Source organism: Rickettsia aeschlimannii (assembly GCF_047973405.1).
Classification (GTDB): Bacteria; Pseudomonadota; Alphaproteobacteria; order Rickettsiales; family Rickettsiaceae; genus Rickettsia; species Rickettsia rickettsii.
Window position 1 is genome coordinate 21,029 of record NZ_JBFQGO010000005.1, and the last position, 18,609, is coordinate 39,637.

An 18,609-nucleotide genomic window follows, 5' to 3' on the forward strand; every position below is an offset into this window, starting at 1 on the left:
AAACTTGATGTTTTTATAAAGTATTATTTATATATTTTTCAAATTTAGAAAATAATGTTTTGAAGTTATGAGTAGTAACATTTGCTACTTCTTTTGATGTTATATTTTTGAGTTCGGCAACTTTTTCAGCGACATACCTAACAAATGCCGGTTCGTTTTGTTTGCCTCGCATAGGCGTAGGAGCTAAGTAAGGAGTGTCGGTTTCTATTAATAACCTATCAAGCGGTATATATTTGACTATTTCTTGTAAATCAGTAGCATTCTTGAAAGTTATAATCCCTGACATTGAAATATATAAACCGATATCTAGCATTTTTGCCGCTAGATTTTTTGAAGAGGTAAAGCAATGTATTAAACCTGGAAATTTGCTGTTACGCATTTCTGAGGTTAAAATGTCAATAGTATCTTCGTCTGCTTCTCTTGTATGAACAATAACAGGCAGGCGTGTACTAGACGCCGCATGTATATGTGCTACAAACGAATCTTTTTGTAATTTTTGATCGTAAGGCTGATGATAATAATCAAGCCCCGTTTCACCGATTCCGATAATTTTCGGATGCTGGGTTAGCATAATAATTGCCTCAGCATCTGAGTTCGGAAAGACGTAGTCTTGACGTAGCAATCTTGTCCAAGCTTCCTGAGATTGCCACAGCACTTGCAGTGCTTCGCAATGACTAATAAAAGAATTCACTTCACACGGATGCACCCCAACACTCGCAAAAACATTTTCATATTTTTCAGCTATCTCTAAAATAACAGGTAAATCTTCAATTTTAGTGCAGATAGTTTGCATATACTGTACATTATTTTCTAATGCTCTTTGAATAACAGAATCTAAAAGCACTGCGTCATACCATGGCTTGACTAAGGTATCTAGAAAACAACTAATATTAGTTATTTTAATACCCTCACTAGATCCAGCTATCGCATCGCGGGATGATAAGTTACTACGTAAATTAAGATGACAATGTGAATCTATTAACATATTATACTCTTAGTAGGTGTGTCATACTGCGGTCTCGCCACGGTATGACACACTATTCAAATTTTGGAAATATTATGGTAGGTTCTAAAATATTGCTACCCGCTGTTAAAGTATAATCACGTATTAAATGCTTAAATAGACGTTCTTCTTTATTTACCCCTAACTGATCAAGCATTTTATTTGCTGAACTCGGTATAAAAGGCAGAAGCATTATCGCAATATAGCGTAAAACTTCTAGTAAAGCGTATAACACTTCTAACGTTTTATCTGGATCGGTTTTTTTCAAATTCCAGGGTGCTTCGCTATCAATATAGATATTTGCCTCTTCGGCCAAATTAATAATATTTTCAAGAATTTTATTAATCTCTGTTTTGTCCATCAATAAAATATTCTGCTCGACAAATTTACTTGCGGTTTTTAAAATCGGTAGCTCATATATTTTATCTATAACACCTTGCGTAAGCAAAGGCACTTTGGCGTCATTATTCTTATAAACAAAAGATGTAGTACGCTGTAATAAATTACCTATTTTGTTTGACAACTCGCTATTAATACGGGTAATTAAATTACTACGAGCAAAATTGCCGTCCGTACCAAAAGTTACTTCACGCATCAGAAAATACCTAACTTGATCAACACCGAATTCATCAATTAACTTAATCGGATCAATGGTATTACCAAGAGATTTAGAGATTTTCTGCCTCTCATTCGTCCACCAACCATGAGCCATAATTGTTTTCGGCAGCGGAACTTCTGCAGCCATTAAGAAAGCAGGCCAATAGACGGCATGAAAACGCAAGATATCTTTACCGACTACATGTAAATCAGCCGGCCAAAACTTACCGTAATTACTTTGTTCATCAGGATAACCGAGTGCTGAAATATAATTAGCTAGTGCATCAAGCCAAACATAAATTACATGTTTTTCATTATTTGACACTTTTATTCCCCAGTTAAAAGTAGTACGCGATACCGATAAATCTTTTAAACCAGATTTAACAAAGCTAATTACTTCGTTACGCCTTGATATAGGTCTGATAAAATCAGGGTTTGCTTCATAAAACTCAAGCAATTTATCCTGCCATTTTGAAAGATTAAAGAAATAGCTAGGCTCTTTAACCCATTCAACTGGAGCACCCGTCGGTGTTAAACCGTCACTCGTAAGTTCCGACTCATCAAAAAAAGCCTCATCTCGCACTGCATACCACCCTTCATAAAAACCTTCATAAATAGTGCCATTATCTAGTAATTTCTGCCAAAAAACAGCTACAGCTTCTTTATGCCTGTGTTCCGTTGTTCTGATAAAATCATCATTGGAAATATGCATAGCAGTCATCAGATGACGAAAACTCTCGGATGTTTGATCGGTAAATTTTTGTGGGTCAATATTTTTATTAATAGCTGCTTTTTCTACTTTTTGCCCATGTTCGTCAGTACCTGTTAAAAACATTACATCGAAACCTCGAAGTCGCATGAAACGAGCGATTACGTCACTTGCAACGCTAGTATAAGCATGACCGATATGGGGAACATCGTTAACGTAATATATAGGGGTAGTAATGTAGTAAGTATTGTTCATAAATGCTTTTTTATTAACTCATGTACCTCAAGTGGACTTAAATCTGAAGCTTTAATTGTTTTTATTCTCTCAGGAAATCTATTACTTAATTCTTTAAAGCAATCATAGATTTTTTTATAAAAATCTATACCTCTTATGTCAAATTTATTGCTCATATTTCGTGAATTGACTCTCTTAATAGCAGTATCTGGCTCTACGTCAATAAAAAACGTAATATCAGGCATAAGAGAAGGCATTAAAGTTTTGTGCAGATTATAAACTAAATCTATACCGTTTTCTAGCTCTAATCCTTGATAACATGCAGTTGAGTCAATAAACCTATCACATATTACAATATGTCCCTCTTGTAGAGCTGGTATAATCTTCCGTGCCATATGATCATAACGTGCTGCTATAGCTTGTAATAGCTCGGACATGGGTAGTAATTCTTCATGTACTAGAATTTCACGCATTTTTTCGGCTACAATAGTACCACCAACTTCACGAGTTAAAATAACGGAAGTATTTTGAGATTGTAAATATTCATAGAGCATTTGAGATTGAGTAGATTTGCCTATCCCTTCCCCTCCCTCAAATGTAATAAACTTTCCTTGTTTCAAATTATTCATTCATTACAATTACTTTAAGCTATAACTTTATAATCATATCTCTTAAAAAAATATTTACAAGGAAGATTACATACTTATATACTCCTACAAAATGAAGAGCTGTTATACGAAGATCAACTTGGGAAAGAGTAATCGGTCTGTAAGCCGAGGAGCGGAGCGTATATTAAACGTTCAGCATCCGAGGACTTACAAAGACATTGTCACCAATGTTCCAAGTTCATTGAGTATAATCCATTATAAATTTTAAATTATTAATATATGAATAATTCATTAAGTAAAAGGGATTTTTCGATCCTAATCGGTAATGCGATGGATCATTTCGATACTGCACTTTATGGGTTTCTTGCTCCGCTACTTGCTGGTATTTTTTTTCCGAATCATGATAAAGTCGTTGCTTTAATACTTACCTATAGTGTTCTTGCTACGTCTTTATTGACACGTCCCATAGGCTCTTATTTTTTTGGCGTAATTGCTAAAAAATACGGCGGTGTTTTTGCTTTATCTTACTCTTTAATCGGCGTTGCTTTAACAACTAGCCTAATCGGTTTAATACCTTCACATGCTCAAATAGGCTGGCTTGCACCGCTATTATTAGTGTTACTTAGAACGTTGCAAGGAGTATATTCCGAGGGTGAATGTGCCATTGCTAAATTATTTATTTTAGAGAATAAAGAAGAAAAAAAAGCGTTTAAAGCTTCTTACCTTTATCAAACATCTACTATGGTCGGTATTATTCTTGCTTCATTTATCAGTACTATAGTTTTAAATGTAGAGTACAATACATATTGGCGTTTATGTTTCATATTTGGCGGGCTTACAGCACTGATAGGTTATTTTTTAAGAAAGAGCGAGGATATTGTAGTAAAACCCTCATTGTCATCCCACAGCTTGACCGCGGGATCCAATAAAAAAGATAAAATTACTTTACGTAATTTTTGGATACTGTGGTCAAGCCACGGTATGACACCCAGGTCCTCTCCTCGCAATGACGTAGTATCATCACTATTACAAGACTTAACTACAATTTGGAACTGTAAACTAAGTATCTTACGCATTAGTTTTGCCATAGGTTTCTCATATATGACTTATATAGTGCCTTTCGTCTTTATGAATAGTTTTATTCCACTTATCACTGATATATCACTCGAAATAATGATAAAATTTAATACTGAGTTTCTGATTTTTGATATGATTATGATTCCGATAATAGGGCATCTAACAAAAAAGCTACATTACCTTAAAATACTAAACGGTACTCTTATTTTAATGAGTTTAAGCATAATTCCTTTATGGCTCTACTTGAATAATTCATCTATATGGTATGTTAATTTTGTACGTATTTGGATTATAATACTCGGTGTCGGGTTCTTGGCACCTTTGAACTGCTGGCTAAATGATTTATTTAAAAATACCGATAAATATATGTTAGTTGGTATCGGCAGTAGTATAGGTGCTTCATTAATCGGACATCTTACTCCGTCAATCTGCCTAATGCTATGGTATGTAACCGGCAACTCTTTATCAATTGCGATTTATATAACCGCAATATCGATGGTAACTTTATGGGCTGTTAGAGGAGTTGTTGCAAAGGTCAATGTCATTCCTGCGAAAGCACGAATGACATCAAGAACATTATCTAATCCCTAACAAGACTGTTATTAGGAAAAGAATTTAATAAAACACCATACTCAAAACTAATCCGATATAATTATTAGCTCTGAATCTTGTCATACAATTGGCAGGATTTTCAATATCAAGAGTTGCTACTTGCAATATCAGTAAAATTAAAGCAGCTAAAATAGGTAAATAGTCGATATTATGGTTAGCCATTTTTGTTGCTAGAATAAATAACAATATAAAACCTATATAACATATATAAAGCCAAAGCTTAGAATGCTTGTTCTCTAAATATATACTTAACGATTTCACTCCTATTTTCTTATCATCTTTTATATCCATATATCCGTAAATCGTATCATAACCGATGGCCCAAAAACAGCATGCTAAATACATAATAATCGCTGCTATATCAAGTGTATCCTGAACTGCTGCATAAGCTATTAAGGTCCCTATCTTAAAGGTAAATCCCAAAAAGATTTGCGGGAAATAAGTAATACGTTTCATTAACGGGTATAGGCTAATCATTATTACCGCAAAAAAACCTGTATATATGGCTGTTTTGTTTAAAAGTAGCAAAATACAAAGTGAGATAACGCTAAGAATAAAGAGTATCAAAATAGCATAAGAAACAGATAAAGCCTTGCTAGCTAAAGGTCGCTCCTTAGTCCTTGCGACATGCTTATCAAATTTTCTATCATATATATCGTTAATAATACACCCGCTACTTCTAGCTGTTATACTACCTAAAATAAATAACGGTAATAAATGTATTAACTCCATTCTTGAAGGGTTTGCAAGCAGTAACCCAAATAAAGCAGGAAAAAAAACCAGCAAATAAGCTACCAGCTTATCTGCACGCATTAATTTTAAAGTAAGTAAAAGTTTGTCTAAAATTATCATATTAAACTTTAAATTTAAATAAATATGGATATTATAGATAATTTAAGATAAAATACGCCACGAAATAAAGCTACTAGATTTTTATGGCTAAAAAATTAAAACATATAGTAAAAATAATAATGAACGACCCGTTAGCAGCATAAGAATTTTTGGAATATTATTTACCCGATGATTTTAAGAGTTTAGTAGATTTATCAAAAATAACGGTAGAGCAAGAAAGCTACATTGAGGAATCTTCAAATAAGAAATATAGTAATATAACATATAAAATTAGCACCAATAATAAAGAAGAAGCATTTATTTATGTATTAGTAGAGGCCCAATCAACAATTGATTATTGGACGACTTTGCAGTTATACACTATATATTATGTGAAAGACATAAGCAAGGAAAGGATAAATTACTGCTAGTTTATAATTTAGTTATTTACAACGGTAAATTTATAATGCTCCAAGAAATCTGTGGAGTTTATTTACTGATAGTGTGATGGCAAAGAAATTAATGGCGGAAGATTATCAATTAGTAGATTTGCAAGCTATGACAGATGATGAAATCGTCAAGAAAAAACATTTAGGTATGCTAGAATATATGATGCAGCATATCCATATGCAGGATATGATAAAACTATGGGAGAAGTTTTTAACAGAATTTAAGCATATTATACATATTGGATAAAGAAAAAGGTTATATTTACCTAAGATTGTTCTTATGACGCAAAATTATCAAAACAAAAACAACCGGAATTAGTAGAAGTATTGGATACACATCTATTACCGCAAGATAAGGATACTATTATGAAAACTATCGCTGATACATATAGAGATGAAGGAAGGGGACAGGGTATTGAGATAGGCAAAGCTGAGGACGAACATAATAAGGCAGTAATTATAGCGAAGGAAATGTTCAGTCAGGGCTTTAAAATTCCTGTTATTGCCAAAATTACAGGTCTTCAAGAAACTTTTGTTCGCTCAATTGTAAATAAGTAATTAATCATGCAAGCACCACTTGCACAAATCCTAAATATCCATATCCTTCCAAAGAAAAGCATCTATTGTCATAATCACATATAACCTTTATAATAATATTCTTGAATCAACTACAAAATCTATGAAAGAATTTCCAAAAAATTATAATTTTACCGAAAATGAAAAAAAGTGGCAGCAAATTTGGCAAGAGAAACAAATTTATGCTTATAATCCAAACGTTGCAAAAGAAGAAACCTATGTAATCGATACTCCGCCTCCGACAGTTTCAGGACAGTTACATATTGGTCATGTTTATAGCTATACGCAAACCGACTTTATTGTACGTTTTCAGCGTATGATGAGTAAAAACATCTTTTATCCTATGGGTTTTGACGATAACGGGCTACCGACCGAGAGACTTGTTGAAAAGCAGAAACAGATCAAAGCTTATAATATGGATCGATCTGAATTTATAAAAATTTGCGAAGAGGTAGTAGAACGTGAAGAAGAAAAGTTTAGAAGTCTATTTAACCAAATAGCTTTATCGGTTGATTGGAGTTTAGAGTACCAAACTATTAGTCCGTTATCACGAAAAATATCACAAATGTCTTTTCTTGATTTAGTACAAAAAGAGGAAATTTATCGTGCTAATCAACCGATTTTATGGGATACGGTAGATGGTACAGCTCTTGCCCAAGCCGATATTGAGGATAAGGAAAAAACCTCTTTCATGAATTATATTACGTTTAAAACCGAACAAGGAGACCCGCTTACTATAGCCACTACCAGACCTGAGTTATTACCGGCTTGCGTAGCCGTATTTTATCACCCTGACGATGGACGTTATAAGCATCTAGCAGGTAAATCAGCTATAACCCCACTTTTTAATGAGAAAGTTCCACTGCTTGCTGACCCTTTAGTACAACAAGATAAAGGTACGGGGCTGGTAATGTGCTGTACGTTTGGTGATCAAACGGATATTACTTGGTGGAAGACGCATAATCTACCTTTAAAAACTATTATCACTAAAAAAGGTACAATAGACTTCCAACATGAAACTTCTATAGATGGATTGAAAATTAAAGAAGCTCGAACAAAAATAATAGATATTTTAAAAGAACAAGAGTTGCTTATTAAACAAGAAGACATCACTCATACCGTTAAATGTGCCGAGAGGTCAGGTGCTCCTCTTGAGATACTAACTGTACCGCAATGGTTCGTTAAAACTATATCACATAAAGAAGAATTGCTTAAAAGAGCAAATGAGTTAAATTGGCATCCTAAAAATATGAAGATTCGTTTAGAGAATTGGATTAATGCCATTAGTTGGGATTGGTGTATAAGTAGGCAGCGTTATTTTGGTGTGCCTTTCCCTGTTTGGTACTCTAAAAGAGTAGGTGAGGAAGGAAAAATCTTATATGCCGATGTTACGCAGCTACCTATCGATCCGTTAAAAGATTTACCTATGGGTTATAGTAAAGAGGAAGTAGAACCTGATTATGACGTAATGGATACTTGGGCAACAAGTTCCGTTTCGCCTCAACTTTCTACTCATGGGATTTCTGACGATTCCGCTGTTAATAAAGATAGGCACGATAAATTATTTCCGATGGATTTAAGACCTCAAGCACATGAAATTATCAGAACTTGGGCGTTCTATACTATTTTAAAAGCTCATTTACACCAAAATACTTTACCGTGGGAAAACATCATGGTAAGCGGTTGGTGTTTAACTGAAGATCGAAGTAAAATGTCAAAATCTAAGGGCAATGTTTTAGTTCCTGAAAAACTGCTAGAACAATATGGTTCCGATGTGATACGTTATTGGTCGGCAAATTCAAAGCTAGGTGCTGATACCGCCTATTCTGAAGACGTTATGAAAAACGGCAAAAGGCTTGTTAACAAGCTATGGAATGCCGCTAAATTTGTTTCTATACATTTTGATAAACTGAAAGGTGAAGATAAAAAAGCGAGTTTGCTCGATATTAAAGAAAAAATCACTAACGAGTTTGATAAGTGGATGGTTAATAAGCTAGTGGAATTAGTTAAGCTAACTACAAATGAGTTACAAAACTACGAATATGCAAATGCTATGCATCTGACGGAAAAATTTTTTTGGGTGGTATTTTGTGATAATTATTTAGAAATAAGCAAAACAAGAAGCTATGATGAGGAAAACAAAAATCCACAAGGACAATATAGTAGCATATTAACTTTATATCATGTTATGCAAACGTTACTGAAACTATTTGCACCTTTCATGCCACATATTACCGAAGAATTATACCAAATATTATATAGTAAAAATTCCATTCATGTTAAAGGTAGCTGGGTTAATTACAGTGACTTAAATTATGAAATCGATGCAAAAAGAGCAGAAGGGCTGCTTGAAATACTAGATATCGTCAGAAAATTCAAAGCTGAGAAGAATCTATCTATAAAAGCTCCAATAAAATTGCTTGAAGTTAGCGGCATAGTATTATCTGCAGAATTAGCAGAAGATTTAAAAAACGTCACATCGGCAGAAGAAATACAATTTGAGATGAAAGATGATAAAATTAAAGTCAATATTATTCTTTAAAAATATTATAGGTTTAATATTAATTATATTTGCCGGGATATTTTTTTATGCTTATATATTAGAACATGACTGGCGATATGTCACCTTAAGTGATGAACAAGTAAAAAAATACAGGATTAGTGAGAAAAAAGCTATTGCCCTTTATCAGTTAATGAAAGACACTCATGAGCTACTTGGTAAGAATAATATTAACTATTGGATAGACGGCGGCACTCTGCTTGGAGCCGTTAGACATCAAGGCATAATTCCTTTTGACGATGATTTAGATATCGGTATTATGCATGAAGACGAAATATTTCTGCAACAAATATTACCGCAATTTGAGCAACTCGGTTATACTGTTTCCTATGAGAGAGCTTATAATATATGCAAAAAAGCTTGTTTAGATATTTTCATTTTTCATAAAGAACAAAACAAATTTATATATACTAATTTAGCGGCTCGAAATAAGTATCCGAAGAGTTCATTTTATGATAATGAATTATATCCTTTAAAAAAATATAAATTCGGTAGTATAGAGGTTTACGGTCCCGCTGATCCTATAGGAAATCTAAATAGGCAATATCCAGAATGGGATAAGTATGCAGTGATAGAGCAGTCCCATAGCTTACATTTACCTTTTTTATCGAATATCGAGAAAAAAACTAAATTTATATTAACGCCGGAATTGTTAAAACCGGCTCAGCCTTTTAGTCCTTTAGAGGATAGAATAAGCTTTTAAACAAATTGAGATAAAAAAATCATAACCGGTTGTTTTATATAGATTAAAAAAATATTATATCAGCAGGGAAAATGTAATTTAAGGTTCAAGGTGATAAAATTAAAGTCGATATTATCCTTTAAAAATATTTTACGCTTAATTCTTACTATTTTCGTCGGTATATTGTGTTATGCTTATATATTAGAACATGACTGGCGATATGTCACCTTAAGTAATGAACAAGTAAAAAAATACAGGATTAGTGAGAAAAAAGCTATTGCCCTTTATCAGTTAATGAAAGACACTCATGAGCTACTTGGTAAGAATAATATTAACTATTGGATAGACGGCGGCACTCTGCTTGGAGCCGTTAGACATCAAGGCATAATTCCTTTTGACGATGATTTAGATATCAGCATTATGCATGAAGACGAAATACGTTTGCAACAAATATTACCGCAATTTGAACAATTAGGATATCGTGTTAAACATAATAAAATTTATGTAATTTGCGGGGAAAGATGCTTAGATATTTTCGTATTTCATAAAGAAAATGATAAATTTGTTCATTTTAATCAAAGTATGCGTAATAAATATCCAAATGATTTTTTTTATGATTATGAGCTATATCCTTTAAAAAAATATAAATTTGGTAGTATAGAAGTATATGGTCCATCTGAATATAAAGAGAATTTGAATAGACAATATCTAGAATGGGATAAATATGCAATAATATACAGCCCTCATAGCTTACATTTACCTTTTTTATCGAATATCGAGAAAAAAACTAAATTTATATTAACGCCGGAATTGTTAAAACCGGCTCAGCCACTCGGACCGCTAGAAGATAAAGTGAATATAGTCAATTCAGCTACATTTAGTGGTATGTGCAAGGATACAGCTTATAATTAAATGTCGAATTGGTAATGACTATTTCGATATAAGCAACGAAATAGTCATATGATTTACATTTGCCTAGATTACCTTTTGTGCAAAAATTCATATCAAACAAGTTGAGATAAGAAAGTAATAGCCGGTACTATCCATAAACCCGGTTTATCAAAGCAAGAGGCCAAAATAGCTTGTTTATTTTGAATTACTTGAAAACTAAACTCAGGTTTAAGTAATTCATGAAAATATTTTAAGCTTGAAGAAACGGTTGAGTCACTTACTTTTGCTTCCACTAAAATCCACGGTTGGTTATCTTTTGTTATTACTAAATCGACTTCACGTTTTTGTTTATCACGAAGATAGTATAAACCAAAATCACCAAGCCCTGTTTCATTCGAAAAAATATACGACTTTTAAAAGGTGAGAAGCTATAAGATTTTCAAATCTTGCTCCTATATCTTTTATTTGCGACCAATCCCAAAGGTAAATTTGGGGCTCTTTTATCAAACTTTTTACAACATTTTTAGACCAAGGTTTGATAGCAAAACAATAATAATGCTTTTCTAGCAAAGAGAACCATCTTCTTATTGTTTGGTCTGAAACTCTAACTTTGTTAGCAAGGTTTGTATAGCTTATTAATGAGCCTGCTTGCTCATTTATAATGCTAGCAAGTAATTCTAACGCATAAATATTGTTGATATCTTCAGTATTTCTTACATCTTCTCTAAATAATTGCTCGAATCTTTGATTACTCCATATTCTATGAAATTTAGCAGTTGCTTTTAAATAACTTTCCGCAAATCCTCCAAAATTTATTAAAGCTTCAAATTCATCTATAGTGATATTTTTTGGGCTTTTTATATAATCAATGTCATTATCAAAATTTTTAGCTATTTCAGATACCGATAACGGATGCACGGTTAAACTTATATAACGTTCCATTAGGCATTAGGCTATCACTGCCTTTTTTATATATATTTAATTTGGCACTACCTGTTATAATAAATTCAATATTTTCTCCGAATTTATCATAAAATCCTTTTACAAGATTTTTCCAATCTTTATATTTATGAATTTCATCTAATATTAAGCACGGTTTCTTATAGGATATAGTAGAAAGTAGATTTTTAAAAAGTTCGGTGTGTTTGTTTAAGATTTTATTTCTATCTTCTAGAGATAATCCCAATTTAGGTAAATTGAATTAGGATTAGGCTTAATTACTTGTTTTGATATTGTAGTTTTTCCTACTTGCCTTGCTCCGCTTATAATTATAAATACAAGCTTACCCTAATTTGTTAGATATTCTTCAACTTGCTTTTTATATAACCTATCCATTATAATATTTCTATAAGTTTATAAAAATATAATAGGCTAATATCGAAATGGTCAAGACTATTTCGATATCAGTAACGAGATAGTCTTATTTGTAGTATTGAAATTGAGCATTGCCTAGAAAAAGTTGTTTTATAGTCTAGCCTTCCGATCTCATTCCCACGAAAGCGGGAGTGCTTTGTTGCGTGGACCAGTTTCCTAATTGTCATCCCACGACTTGATCGCGGGATCCAGTTTAAAACATTAAAATTTTAGTATTTTAAGTTGTTTTTTTGGATATCGTGGTCAAGCCACGGCATAACACCAAACGGGTTTTTCGGTCCACACAACACAACCTGCGCAGCCATGACATAAAACGAGCCATGCAACAACACCTGCAGTAACTCGCAATGACTATATCAACCTTTTCTAGGCAATGCCAAAATAATTAGTGCAAATTATGCGGTACTTTAGTATTATTTAACATTAAACTTTGCTTCATTCTATGCCTTATTTATTACTAACTATTATAACTACACTACTTATTTTATTAGCACTAATAATTTGGTTTTATGTAAAAACTAAAACCTTAAGGACACAGCTACAATTTTTATCAGAGCAGAATCTAGAAATTAGCAATAACAACCAATTATTAAATCAAGAAAAGATAGGATATTTACAGAAAATTGAGCAATTGAAGTGTAAAATAGAATATCAAGAACAGACTATTAAGGATTCAGAAAAAATAAGAGAAGAGTCATTTTCATCGGCTAAAGCTGCGTTATTTGATTTAGGTCAAGATTTGTCTAAGCAATTAATAGCGATACATAAAATGGAAAACACGGCGGCAAGAGAGCTAGCCGAGAAAAATATCGCTACTGCTTCAGGAAAATTTAATAGTGAGTTTGAGCGGTTAATTACGATGGTGGGAGCATTAAATAAAGATATAGAGCAATCAAAAGGTACGGTTGATTTGATAAAACAGTCTCTGCTTTCTCCGATCGGGGCGGGGCTACTTGCTGAGATTACCCTTGAGAATATCTTAAAATCTTCGGGCTTACGTCCTAATTTAGATTTCATTATGCAATACGGTCTAACTATATCAGATAGCGGCAAGCTAAGACCTGATGCGCTCATTTTTCTTCCTTCCGGTAATTTAATGGTTATTGATTCTAAAGCTTCAAAGTTTCTTGTAGACGAGCAAGATAATAACATGAGTCTTAATAAAACTATGAATTACCATTTAAAATCTTTAGCGAATAAAGACTATGCCGCAAATATTTTAACTAATCTAAACAAAAAGGATCAGAGCTTTAACAATGTTATTACTTTAATGTTTTTGCCGACTGAACAAGCGGTTGAGAAAGTTATTGCAGCCGACCCTGAATTTTTACAAAAAGCTTGGGGCTGTAATATCTTTCCGGTAGGACCTAGCGGACTTATGAATATGCTATCATTTGCAAAATTTCAAATTACCGATCATCGCCGCTCAGAAAATTATAAGTTAATCATTGAAGAAGTGAGAAAGCTATTAAGCTCCATCGGTACTATGGCAGATTATTCTCAAAAGATCGGTAATAATCTGCATAATATGGTTACTAATTACGATAAATTTGCTGCCTCATTTAATCGTAATTTTATGTCAAGAGTAAAGAATATTCAAAAACTCGGTATTGATTCAGGGAATAAAGCCATGCCGGCTACCTTAGAGCGTTATCAAATCGTTTCCTCTAAATCTGAGATTATTGAAGTGGAAGCAGAAAATTCACCACAAATAGCAGAAAAATTATAAATAAATTTTTAATAGGTAATTTAAATGTTAAAAAAACTTTCCATAATTTGTATAGCCATATTGTTACTATGTGTAAGCATATAAAATTAAAGCTCCTAAAAAAGAAAACAAACATGCTATAAGAGTGAGCTTTATTAATATGCGACCGGGCTTTACAATAGAGAAGCCACCGATGATAAAAGAAATCATTGAAGAAAACGGACGAACAATTGTTATAGATCATAACAATTATGACCTTATTATTGATAGTGTTTTTGGTCAAAGAACTATTAGTAATAAAGATAGTATAAAGATATTTTTTGCCGGTGAATCTGTTAGACCAAAGCTAGAAAATTATTATATATCTATAGGTTTTGATTATATAGATCATCCAAATTATATAAGAATACCTTTTATTATATGTATTGTACTAATGACGTCAGTACTGAATATAAACACTCAAAATATAATCCGAACAAAACATATTTTGCTTGTTTCTTAGTCTCTAATGGTATAGAAGATCCTGAAAACGACGGCTGCATAGCAAGAAATCGATTTTTTCATAAATTGTCGCTGTATAAAAAAGTAGTAAGCGTCGGTAAATATTTAAATACTGAATCTACAATTATACCAAAAGAAAAAACTCGTGCATGGTTATCTAAATGTAAATTTGTTATTGCTTTTGAAAATAAAACATATGAGGGGTATGTTACTGAAAAACCTTTTCAAGCTTATTTAGCAGGAGCAGTACCTAAATATTATGCAGATAAAAGTTATATAAAAGATGTAAACCCTAATTTAGTAATATTTGCTAAAGATTATTCAGAAGAAGATTTATATAATTATATTATTTCTGTTGATAAAGATGATGAAAAATATTATAAGATATATAATAATAAGATTATACCGAATTCAGAAAATAATTACCTTTATTAAATAACCTATAATGTGACAAATTAAAAACTATTTTTATAATATCAATTATAATTATTTGTTTATCATTGTTTTTTATATTTTTAAAAACTTATCAAATAGGTTCTGCTCCACTTGAAGAAAAAGATATTTAAATTTTTCTGATAGATATAACAATATTAGTAAACAATTCGACAATAATAATTTATTCTATGAAAGGTTTAGTGTAGTAGACGGTTATAATTTATCGATAACAGATGCAAGGGGAAAAAGATTTACCGGCTTAGATGTAAAAAATAACCCTACTCTTTATATCCCTTGATAACGGTTATACTGTACTTTGTCCTTCGGAAAATATAAATTATTATTCCGATAGCAAAATATTAAATCATACTTTAATAGCAGGTGAACTCGGTTGTTATTGTAGCCATAGAGAAATTCGGCTTAAAATGGTTAAAGACAATATACCTTATGCTCTCTAATAATAGAAGATGATGCTATACTAAATGACGATTTCCATAATAAATTTTTAACAATGCTTAAGCATTTACCTACCGACTGGGATTTAATTTATTTGTCCTTGTCACATTCTAAAAACAAAATATTTTATAATATTTACAATAATCCGTATTTAAAGAAGATAGGTCATGGTGGTTACTTTAATACAACTACAGGTTATTTGATACACTTAAAAGCTGCTCAAAAACTTCTTGAATATAGCAAAAACTTTACTTTAGAGATTGATAATGTAATGTACCAAGCTTTTATGCATAGCGAAGTGCAGTCCTATATCACCTCGCATTTTTTAATACATGCAACACTTAATTCTGAATATTCAATTATATTTGAAATGGGAAGAGCACATTAAATAACGTAAATTTTACAACCTTAATCTAGGTTTTGTGGACATTTCTAAAAAGACTTAATTTTGGCTATTTTTTGCTGCAAAATAGCAAATCAATTAGCAGTGTCCACAAAACCTAAGCATGGTACTTCTTCTGTAGGATCAATATCAATCATCGTTTGTGCCTGAGGCAACCTTATTAAGCCAAGTAAGGGTAGTAGTGATTTTCTCGGCAATATTCTTGCCTGCACTACTAATTGCCTTGCCGACATTTAAATCCGATATAGCAGTTGTTAAAACATCTATTAAAGTTGCAAGACTTAAGAATTTTAAATCTTTAATAGACTCAAACATTATTAAAGGTACTATTGCTACGGTCAATCTTGCCACATCATTATAGTAAAACTTTTGAAAAAACACATCATTAGTCAATTTTTTGCTGGTGATATTTTCTATAACTTTATTGCCGCAATATATTAATACTAATAAAGAAGCAAGATGCATGAATTTAACAGAAGTTGATGCATAAAACATTGGATCTTCATAAAATTCTAATGCTGGATTACGAAAATAAAAACAGATATAATCCAAAATCAGTGTGGCTATTGCCGAACATATAGCAGTACTCTTCCATCCATGATAGGTACTAATGTCTGATTTAATATTGTTAAAATCTATATCTTGATTGGTAAGTTTATTATATATTGCCTGAAGTTTTATTTACGTATTCTTATCTTTTTTGGAATGTTTATATAGTAACTAAAAATATGGTTTAATTTCTTCAGCTGTAAATTTCTTATTCTCAATTAAAGCCGGTACAATTTTATCATGCAAAAATTTAATTAATTTATTTTGCATAAAATTTGTAGCATCGCAAGGCTAGTGGTCGGTAAAGCACATAATTCATACCAAGGATCCTTTTCGTCAATTACATATGAACGTAAAGCAATTATACCAACTATAAGAGAAACATAAGTAATTGCTATTTTACCTGAATGATTACTAACTAAAGCTGATTTTTCAGTTAACCAAGAAGCAATTTTGTGATCTTCATTATACTTATCAGTAGCTTTTTCTATTCTAGTAAGACTTCGCTCTAATGAATTAAGATAATTTGCAAAATTTAAATGAGCTTTTTTTACTATATTAAACCCGTTTTCATAAGAGGAAGACACATTTAAAGTGTTTGTAAGTAATATTGCTTTAGCTATATAGCGATATAAAAAATACTCTCTCGTCAGATCTCGTCAGAGGATATGCCATAGCATTGATTTCTTTGGCTGCTTTAATCAAGTGTTCAGATTGATCTAAATTATTTTTTAAAAACACTCGGACTTTAGTAACTAGGGTACTAAACTCTAATGAATTTATATCACCTATATTCATCTAGCATAGCATCAATGATATTCTTGTTTTCTACTCCTATTAACTTCTGTAGCTTTATACATAAAAAATGATCTCGATTATTTAGCTCTTCAAAACAATTGCTCCATTGAGAATGATCAATATTATTATCTTGATACTTTCCGGTAGCAGCTACTTTACTTAACATTGTTTCTAAATATTGAGTATAAATCAAACTTTGATCTAGTGTCGGTAGATCTTTAAAATTTTTATCACAGAACCATATTTCCTCACCTAAATTAAAACTAGCAAGTGCTGTAGTTTCCATAATCTTACGCCTAAATTTGATATATCATTATAATATTTTATTATTACTTCTAGTTTATTACTCATAATTTCAATTAAATAAATATTAAAAAATATAAACATTTCTTAATATTTATTCAAATCTTTTATATATAATCATTTATAATCTTTAATTATTTTATTATGAGATAACATTAAAGTCACACACGAGCAACCCCAGTTTATAATAAGAGAGAAGAGTATTAGGTTATAGAAGTTTTTAACCAAAAAAACAATAGTTGTGGACATAACATATCCTTTTTTATCTTCTATTTGCAACAGGATCTGATTAATGATATAAAAAATGTCAGTACCTGAATCGTTTATATTATAATGAGAATACTAGTAACAGGAGCTAACGGCTTTATTGGATCATATATTACAGCTGAATTATTAAAGAATAATTATAAAGTAATATGCTGTGTTAGAGATGTTGAATCGACCAGGGAAAATTCCCTACTGCAAAAGTGATATACTGTGATTTTAATATAGACCTAACACCACAAAGCTGGATAAATAGATTAAATAACATAGATATAGTTATTAATGTATCAGGTGTGTTAACGTCTAGTCATGCTAATAATATTGACAATGTTCATGTTAATGGTCCACAAAGGCCGTATTTAAGGCTTGCACCCTTACTAACGTACAAAGAATTATTCATATTTCAGCTCTTGGAATAGATGATGAAAAAAACACTGCTTATGCTTTAACTAAAAAAGCAGCTGAAGAATATTTACAAAAATTAGAAAATATAGACTGGGTAATTTTACAACCGTCTCTTGTTTACGCAAGCGGTTGTTATGGTGGTACCTTGCCATTTAGGGCTCTTGCAACATTACCGTATTTTATTCCTTTAATAGGTGATGGTTTACAACAATTTCAACCTATTCATATTGATGATTTAACGAAAGTAATTATTCACTGTATAGAAAGGGAAGGAAAAATCCACACATTATTAAAAATAGTTGGACTAGACATAGTGACCATGAAGGATATCTTGCTTGGATTTAGAAGATGGCTTGGAGTCAACCCTGGAAGACTAATAAAAATTCCTTTAATATTCATAAAAATAGCAGCTAAATTAGGGGATTTTCTAAAAATAGGCCCCATTAATTCTACTGCGTATAATATGTTACTTCAACCTAATATTGCTGATAAAAAAGATTTTATCGATTTTACTTCTATAATCCCTAGAAACTTGCAACAAGGTTTTGCAACCGAACCTTTAACCGTACAATCCATATGACACG

The 18,609-nt window shown here is 31.8% G+C and carries 25 protein-coding genes; 14 read left to right on the forward strand and 11 right to left on the reverse strand.

Translation table 11 applies throughout. The features are described from left to right. Nucleotides 1-13: 13 nt before the first annotated feature. From AB4K15_RS04620 to tmk, 3 genes are read right to left on the reverse strand one after another with little or no spacing between them, the layout of a single operon-like run. A complete protein-coding gene (locus AB4K15_RS04620) occupies nucleotides 14-985 on the reverse strand; it encodes a TatD family hydrolase (protein ID WP_032073511.1) in 972 nt (323 codons plus the stop codon). Between the two features lie 52 nt (nucleotides 986-1,037). Further along, the gene (gene metG / locus AB4K15_RS04625) at nucleotides 1,038-2,564 is read right to left on the reverse strand and encodes a methionine--tRNA ligase (protein ID WP_032073512.1); all 1,527 of its coding nucleotides are present in this window, start codon (nucleotides 2,562-2,564) and stop codon (nucleotides 1,038-1,040) included. Further along, entirely contained in the window at nucleotides 2,561-3,172 is a 612-nt protein-coding gene (gene tmk, locus AB4K15_RS04630) for a dTMP kinase (protein WP_032073513.1), read from the reverse strand. The genes metG and tmk overlap by 4 nt, the downstream gene beginning before the upstream one ends. A gap of 258 nt (nucleotides 3,173-3,430) precedes the next feature. Between tmk and AB4K15_RS04635 the strand changes: the two genes are divergently transcribed. After that, nucleotides 3,431-4,819: an MFS transporter gene (locus tag AB4K15_RS04635; protein ID WP_032073514.1), complete on the forward strand. Its 1,389-nt coding sequence runs from the start codon at nucleotides 3,431-3,433 to the stop codon at nucleotides 4,817-4,819. Between the two features lie 24 nt (nucleotides 4,820-4,843). Here AB4K15_RS04635 and ubiA read toward each other — a convergent pair whose 3' ends face one another. Further along, nucleotides 4,844-5,692: a 4-hydroxybenzoate octaprenyltransferase gene (gene ubiA / locus AB4K15_RS04640; RefSeq protein WP_032073515.1), complete on the reverse strand. Its 849-nt coding sequence runs from the start codon at nucleotides 5,690-5,692 to the stop codon at nucleotides 4,844-4,846. 149 nt (nucleotides 5,693-5,841) lie between these two features. Here ubiA and AB4K15_RS04645 point away from each other — a divergent pair, with 149 nt between their 5' ends. The 6 genes from AB4K15_RS04645 to AB4K15_RS04670 all read left to right on the forward strand — a co-directional run bounded on the left by AB4K15_RS04645 (nucleotide 5,842) and on the right by AB4K15_RS04670 (nucleotide 10,850). Further along, nucleotides 5,842-6,102, forward strand: coding sequence for an Rpn family recombination-promoting nuclease/putative transposase (locus tag AB4K15_RS04645; protein ID WP_500225081.1), 261 nt, complete (start codon nucleotides 5,842-5,844; stop codon nucleotides 6,100-6,102). A 76-nt stretch (nucleotides 6,103-6,178) separates the two neighbouring features. Further along, nucleotides 6,179-6,367 carry an Rpn family recombination-promoting nuclease/putative transposase gene (locus tag AB4K15_RS04650; protein ID WP_500225189.1) on the forward strand — a complete coding sequence of 63 codons (189 nt, stop codon included), beginning with the start codon at nucleotides 6,179-6,181 and terminating at the stop codon, nucleotides 6,365-6,367. Nucleotides 6,368-6,447: 80 nt separating this feature from the next. After that, a complete protein-coding gene (locus tag AB4K15_RS04655; RefSeq protein ID WP_500225083.1) occupies nucleotides 6,448-6,678 on the forward strand; it encodes a hypothetical protein in 231 nt (76 codons plus the stop codon). 121 nt (nucleotides 6,679-6,799) lie between these two features. Then, nucleotides 6,800-9,238 carry a valine--tRNA ligase gene (locus AB4K15_RS04660; protein ID WP_032073516.1) on the forward strand — a complete coding sequence of 813 codons (2,439 nt, stop codon included), beginning with the start codon at nucleotides 6,800-6,802 and terminating at the stop codon, nucleotides 9,236-9,238. Beyond that, nucleotides 9,207-9,959, forward strand: a complete 753-nt coding sequence (locus AB4K15_RS04665) for a LicD family protein (RefSeq protein WP_032073517.1) — start codon at nucleotides 9,207-9,209, stop codon at nucleotides 9,957-9,959. Before AB4K15_RS04660 ends, AB4K15_RS04665 begins: the two co-directional genes overlap by 32 nt. Nucleotides 9,960-10,049: 90 nt before the next feature. Further along, nucleotides 10,050-10,850 (forward strand): LicD family protein, encoded by an 801-nt coding sequence (locus tag AB4K15_RS04670; RefSeq protein WP_032073518.1) that lies wholly within the window; start codon nucleotides 10,050-10,052, stop codon nucleotides 10,848-10,850. Between the two features lie 92 nt (nucleotides 10,851-10,942). On the opposite strand, the gene AB4K15_RS04675 is transcribed toward AB4K15_RS04670, so the two are convergent. Genes AB4K15_RS04675 through AB4K15_RS04690 form a run of 4 tightly spaced genes read right to left on the reverse strand, consistent with a single transcriptional unit; the run spans nucleotide 10,943 to nucleotide 12,101 of the window. Then, on the reverse strand, nucleotides 10,943-11,233 hold the full coding sequence (locus tag AB4K15_RS04675) for a DUF4143 domain-containing protein (protein ID WP_500225191.1): 291 nt from the start codon (nucleotides 11,231-11,233) through the stop codon (nucleotides 10,943-10,945). Continuing rightward, nucleotides 11,220-11,771 carry a DUF8612 domain-containing protein gene (locus tag AB4K15_RS04680; protein WP_500225086.1) on the reverse strand — a complete coding sequence of 184 codons (552 nt, stop codon included), beginning with the start codon at nucleotides 11,769-11,771 and terminating at the stop codon, nucleotides 11,220-11,222. The genes AB4K15_RS04675 and AB4K15_RS04680 overlap by 14 nt, the downstream gene beginning before the upstream one ends. Then, complete coding sequence (locus tag AB4K15_RS04685) at nucleotides 11,725-12,015, reverse strand: AAA family ATPase (protein WP_500225089.1); 291 nt, start codon at nucleotides 12,013-12,015, stop codon at nucleotides 11,725-11,727. Before AB4K15_RS04685 ends, AB4K15_RS04680 begins: the two co-directional genes overlap by 47 nt. Then, entirely contained in the window at nucleotides 12,000-12,101 is a 102-nt protein-coding gene (locus AB4K15_RS04690; protein WP_500225193.1) for an AAA family ATPase, read from the reverse strand. Before AB4K15_RS04690 ends, AB4K15_RS04685 begins: the two co-directional genes overlap by 16 nt. Before the next feature lie 544 nt (nucleotides 12,102-12,645). Between AB4K15_RS04690 and AB4K15_RS04695 the strand changes: the two genes are divergently transcribed. The 5 genes from AB4K15_RS04695 to AB4K15_RS04715 all read left to right on the forward strand — a co-directional run bounded on the left by AB4K15_RS04695 (nucleotide 12,646) and on the right by AB4K15_RS04715 (nucleotide 15,691). Then, nucleotides 12,646-13,932, forward strand: a complete 1,287-nt coding sequence (locus AB4K15_RS04695; RefSeq protein ID WP_032073520.1) for a DNA recombination protein RmuC — start codon at nucleotides 12,646-12,648, stop codon at nucleotides 13,930-13,932. Between the two features lie 124 nt (nucleotides 13,933-14,056). Continuing rightward, nucleotides 14,057-14,413: an alpha-1,3-fucosyltransferase gene (locus tag AB4K15_RS04700; RefSeq protein WP_500225722.1), complete on the forward strand. Its 357-nt coding sequence runs from the start codon at nucleotides 14,057-14,059 to the stop codon at nucleotides 14,411-14,413. Then, nucleotides 14,332-14,847: a glycosyltransferase family 10 domain-containing protein gene (locus tag AB4K15_RS04705; protein ID WP_500225095.1), complete on the forward strand. Its 516-nt coding sequence runs from the start codon at nucleotides 14,332-14,334 to the stop codon at nucleotides 14,845-14,847. Before AB4K15_RS04700 ends, AB4K15_RS04705 begins: the two co-directional genes overlap by 82 nt. Before the next feature lie 374 nt (nucleotides 14,848-15,221). Then, on the forward strand, nucleotides 15,222-15,305 hold the full coding sequence (locus tag AB4K15_RS04710; protein ID WP_500225196.1) for a hypothetical protein: 84 nt from the start codon (nucleotides 15,222-15,224) through the stop codon (nucleotides 15,303-15,305). A 53-nt stretch (nucleotides 15,306-15,358) separates the two neighbouring features. Next, a complete protein-coding gene (locus AB4K15_RS04715; protein ID WP_500225099.1) occupies nucleotides 15,359-15,691 on the forward strand; it encodes a glycosyltransferase family 25 protein in 333 nt (110 codons plus the stop codon). A 144-nt stretch (nucleotides 15,692-15,835) separates the two neighbouring features. Here AB4K15_RS04715 and AB4K15_RS04720 read toward each other — a convergent pair whose 3' ends face one another. The 3 genes from AB4K15_RS04720 to AB4K15_RS04730 all read right to left on the reverse strand — a co-directional run bounded on the left by AB4K15_RS04720 (nucleotide 15,836) and on the right by AB4K15_RS04730 (nucleotide 17,339). Then, nucleotides 15,836-16,201 carry a hypothetical protein gene (locus tag AB4K15_RS04720; RefSeq protein WP_500225101.1) on the reverse strand — a complete coding sequence of 122 codons (366 nt, stop codon included), beginning with the start codon at nucleotides 16,199-16,201 and terminating at the stop codon, nucleotides 15,836-15,838. Nucleotides 16,202-16,509: 308 nt separating this feature from the next. Next, a complete protein-coding gene (locus AB4K15_RS04725; RefSeq protein WP_500225103.1) occupies nucleotides 16,510-16,842 on the reverse strand; it encodes a hypothetical protein in 333 nt (110 codons plus the stop codon). A 197-nt stretch (nucleotides 16,843-17,039) separates the two neighbouring features. Beyond that, nucleotides 17,040-17,339, reverse strand: coding sequence for a hypothetical protein (locus AB4K15_RS04730; protein ID WP_500225106.1), 300 nt, complete (start codon nucleotides 17,337-17,339; stop codon nucleotides 17,040-17,042). Nucleotides 17,340-17,689: 350 nt separating this feature from the next. Between AB4K15_RS04730 and AB4K15_RS04735 the strand changes: the two genes are divergently transcribed. Together AB4K15_RS04735 and AB4K15_RS04740 are read left to right on the forward strand one after the other, a co-directional pair. Beyond that, the gene (locus AB4K15_RS04735) at nucleotides 17,690-17,827 is read left to right on the forward strand and encodes an NAD-dependent epimerase/dehydratase family protein (RefSeq protein WP_500225108.1); all 138 of its coding nucleotides are present in this window, start codon (nucleotides 17,690-17,692) and stop codon (nucleotides 17,825-17,827) included. Nucleotides 17,828-18,020: 193 nt separating this feature from the next. Continuing rightward, nucleotides 18,021-18,605, forward strand: a complete 585-nt coding sequence (locus AB4K15_RS04740; protein WP_500225198.1) for a Rossmann-fold NAD(P)-binding domain-containing protein — start codon at nucleotides 18,021-18,023, stop codon at nucleotides 18,603-18,605. Nucleotides 18,606-18,609 lie beyond the last annotated feature (4 nt).

Excerpts from the sequence above, each read along its gene's own strand:
- metG (WP_032073512.1), bottom strand. The coding sequence starts at position 2,564 with ATGAACAATACTTACTACATTACTACCCCTATATATTACGTTAACGAT.
- AB4K15_RS04730 (WP_500225106.1), bottom strand. The coding sequence starts at position 17,339 with ATGGAAACTACAGCACTTGCTAGTTTTAATTTAGGTGAGGAAATATGG.
- tmk (WP_032073513.1), bottom strand. The coding sequence starts at position 3,172 with ATGAATAATTTGAAACAAGGAAAGTTTATTACATTTGAGGGAGGGGAA.
- AB4K15_RS04695 (WP_032073520.1), top strand. The coding sequence starts at position 12,646 with ATGCCTTATTTATTACTAACTATTATAACTACACTACTTATTTTATTA.
- AB4K15_RS04650 (WP_500225189.1), top strand. The coding sequence starts at position 6,179 with ATGGCAAAGAAATTAATGGCGGAAGATTATCAATTAGTAGATTTGCAA.
- AB4K15_RS04715 (WP_500225099.1), top strand. The coding sequence starts at position 15,359 with ATGCTTAAGCATTTACCTACCGACTGGGATTTAATTTATTTGTCCTTG.
- ubiA (WP_032073515.1), bottom strand. The coding sequence starts at position 5,692 with ATGATAATTTTAGACAAACTTTTACTTACTTTAAAATTAATGCGTGCA.
- AB4K15_RS04660 (WP_032073516.1), top strand. The coding sequence starts at position 6,800 with ATGAAAGAATTTCCAAAAAATTATAATTTTACCGAAAATGAAAAAAAG.
- AB4K15_RS04665 (WP_032073517.1), top strand. The coding sequence starts at position 9,207 with ATGATAAAATTAAAGTCAATATTATTCTTTAAAAATATTATAGGTTTA.
- AB4K15_RS04735 (WP_500225108.1), top strand. The coding sequence starts at position 17,690 with ATGAGAATACTAGTAACAGGAGCTAACGGCTTTATTGGATCATATATT.
- AB4K15_RS04635 (WP_032073514.1), top strand. The coding sequence starts at position 3,431 with ATGAATAATTCATTAAGTAAAAGGGATTTTTCGATCCTAATCGGTAAT.
- AB4K15_RS04705 (WP_500225095.1), top strand. The coding sequence starts at position 14,332 with ATGTATTGTACTAATGACGTCAGTACTGAATATAAACACTCAAAATAT.
- AB4K15_RS04680 (WP_500225086.1), bottom strand. The coding sequence starts at position 11,771 with ATGGAACGTTATATAAGTTTAACCGTGCATCCGTTATCGGTATCTGAA.
- AB4K15_RS04720 (WP_500225101.1), bottom strand. The coding sequence starts at position 16,201 with ATGTTTTATGCATCAACTTCTGTTAAATTCATGCATCTTGCTTCTTTA.
- AB4K15_RS04620 (WP_032073511.1), bottom strand. The coding sequence starts at position 985 with ATGTTAATAGATTCACATTGTCATCTTAATTTACGTAGTAACTTATCA.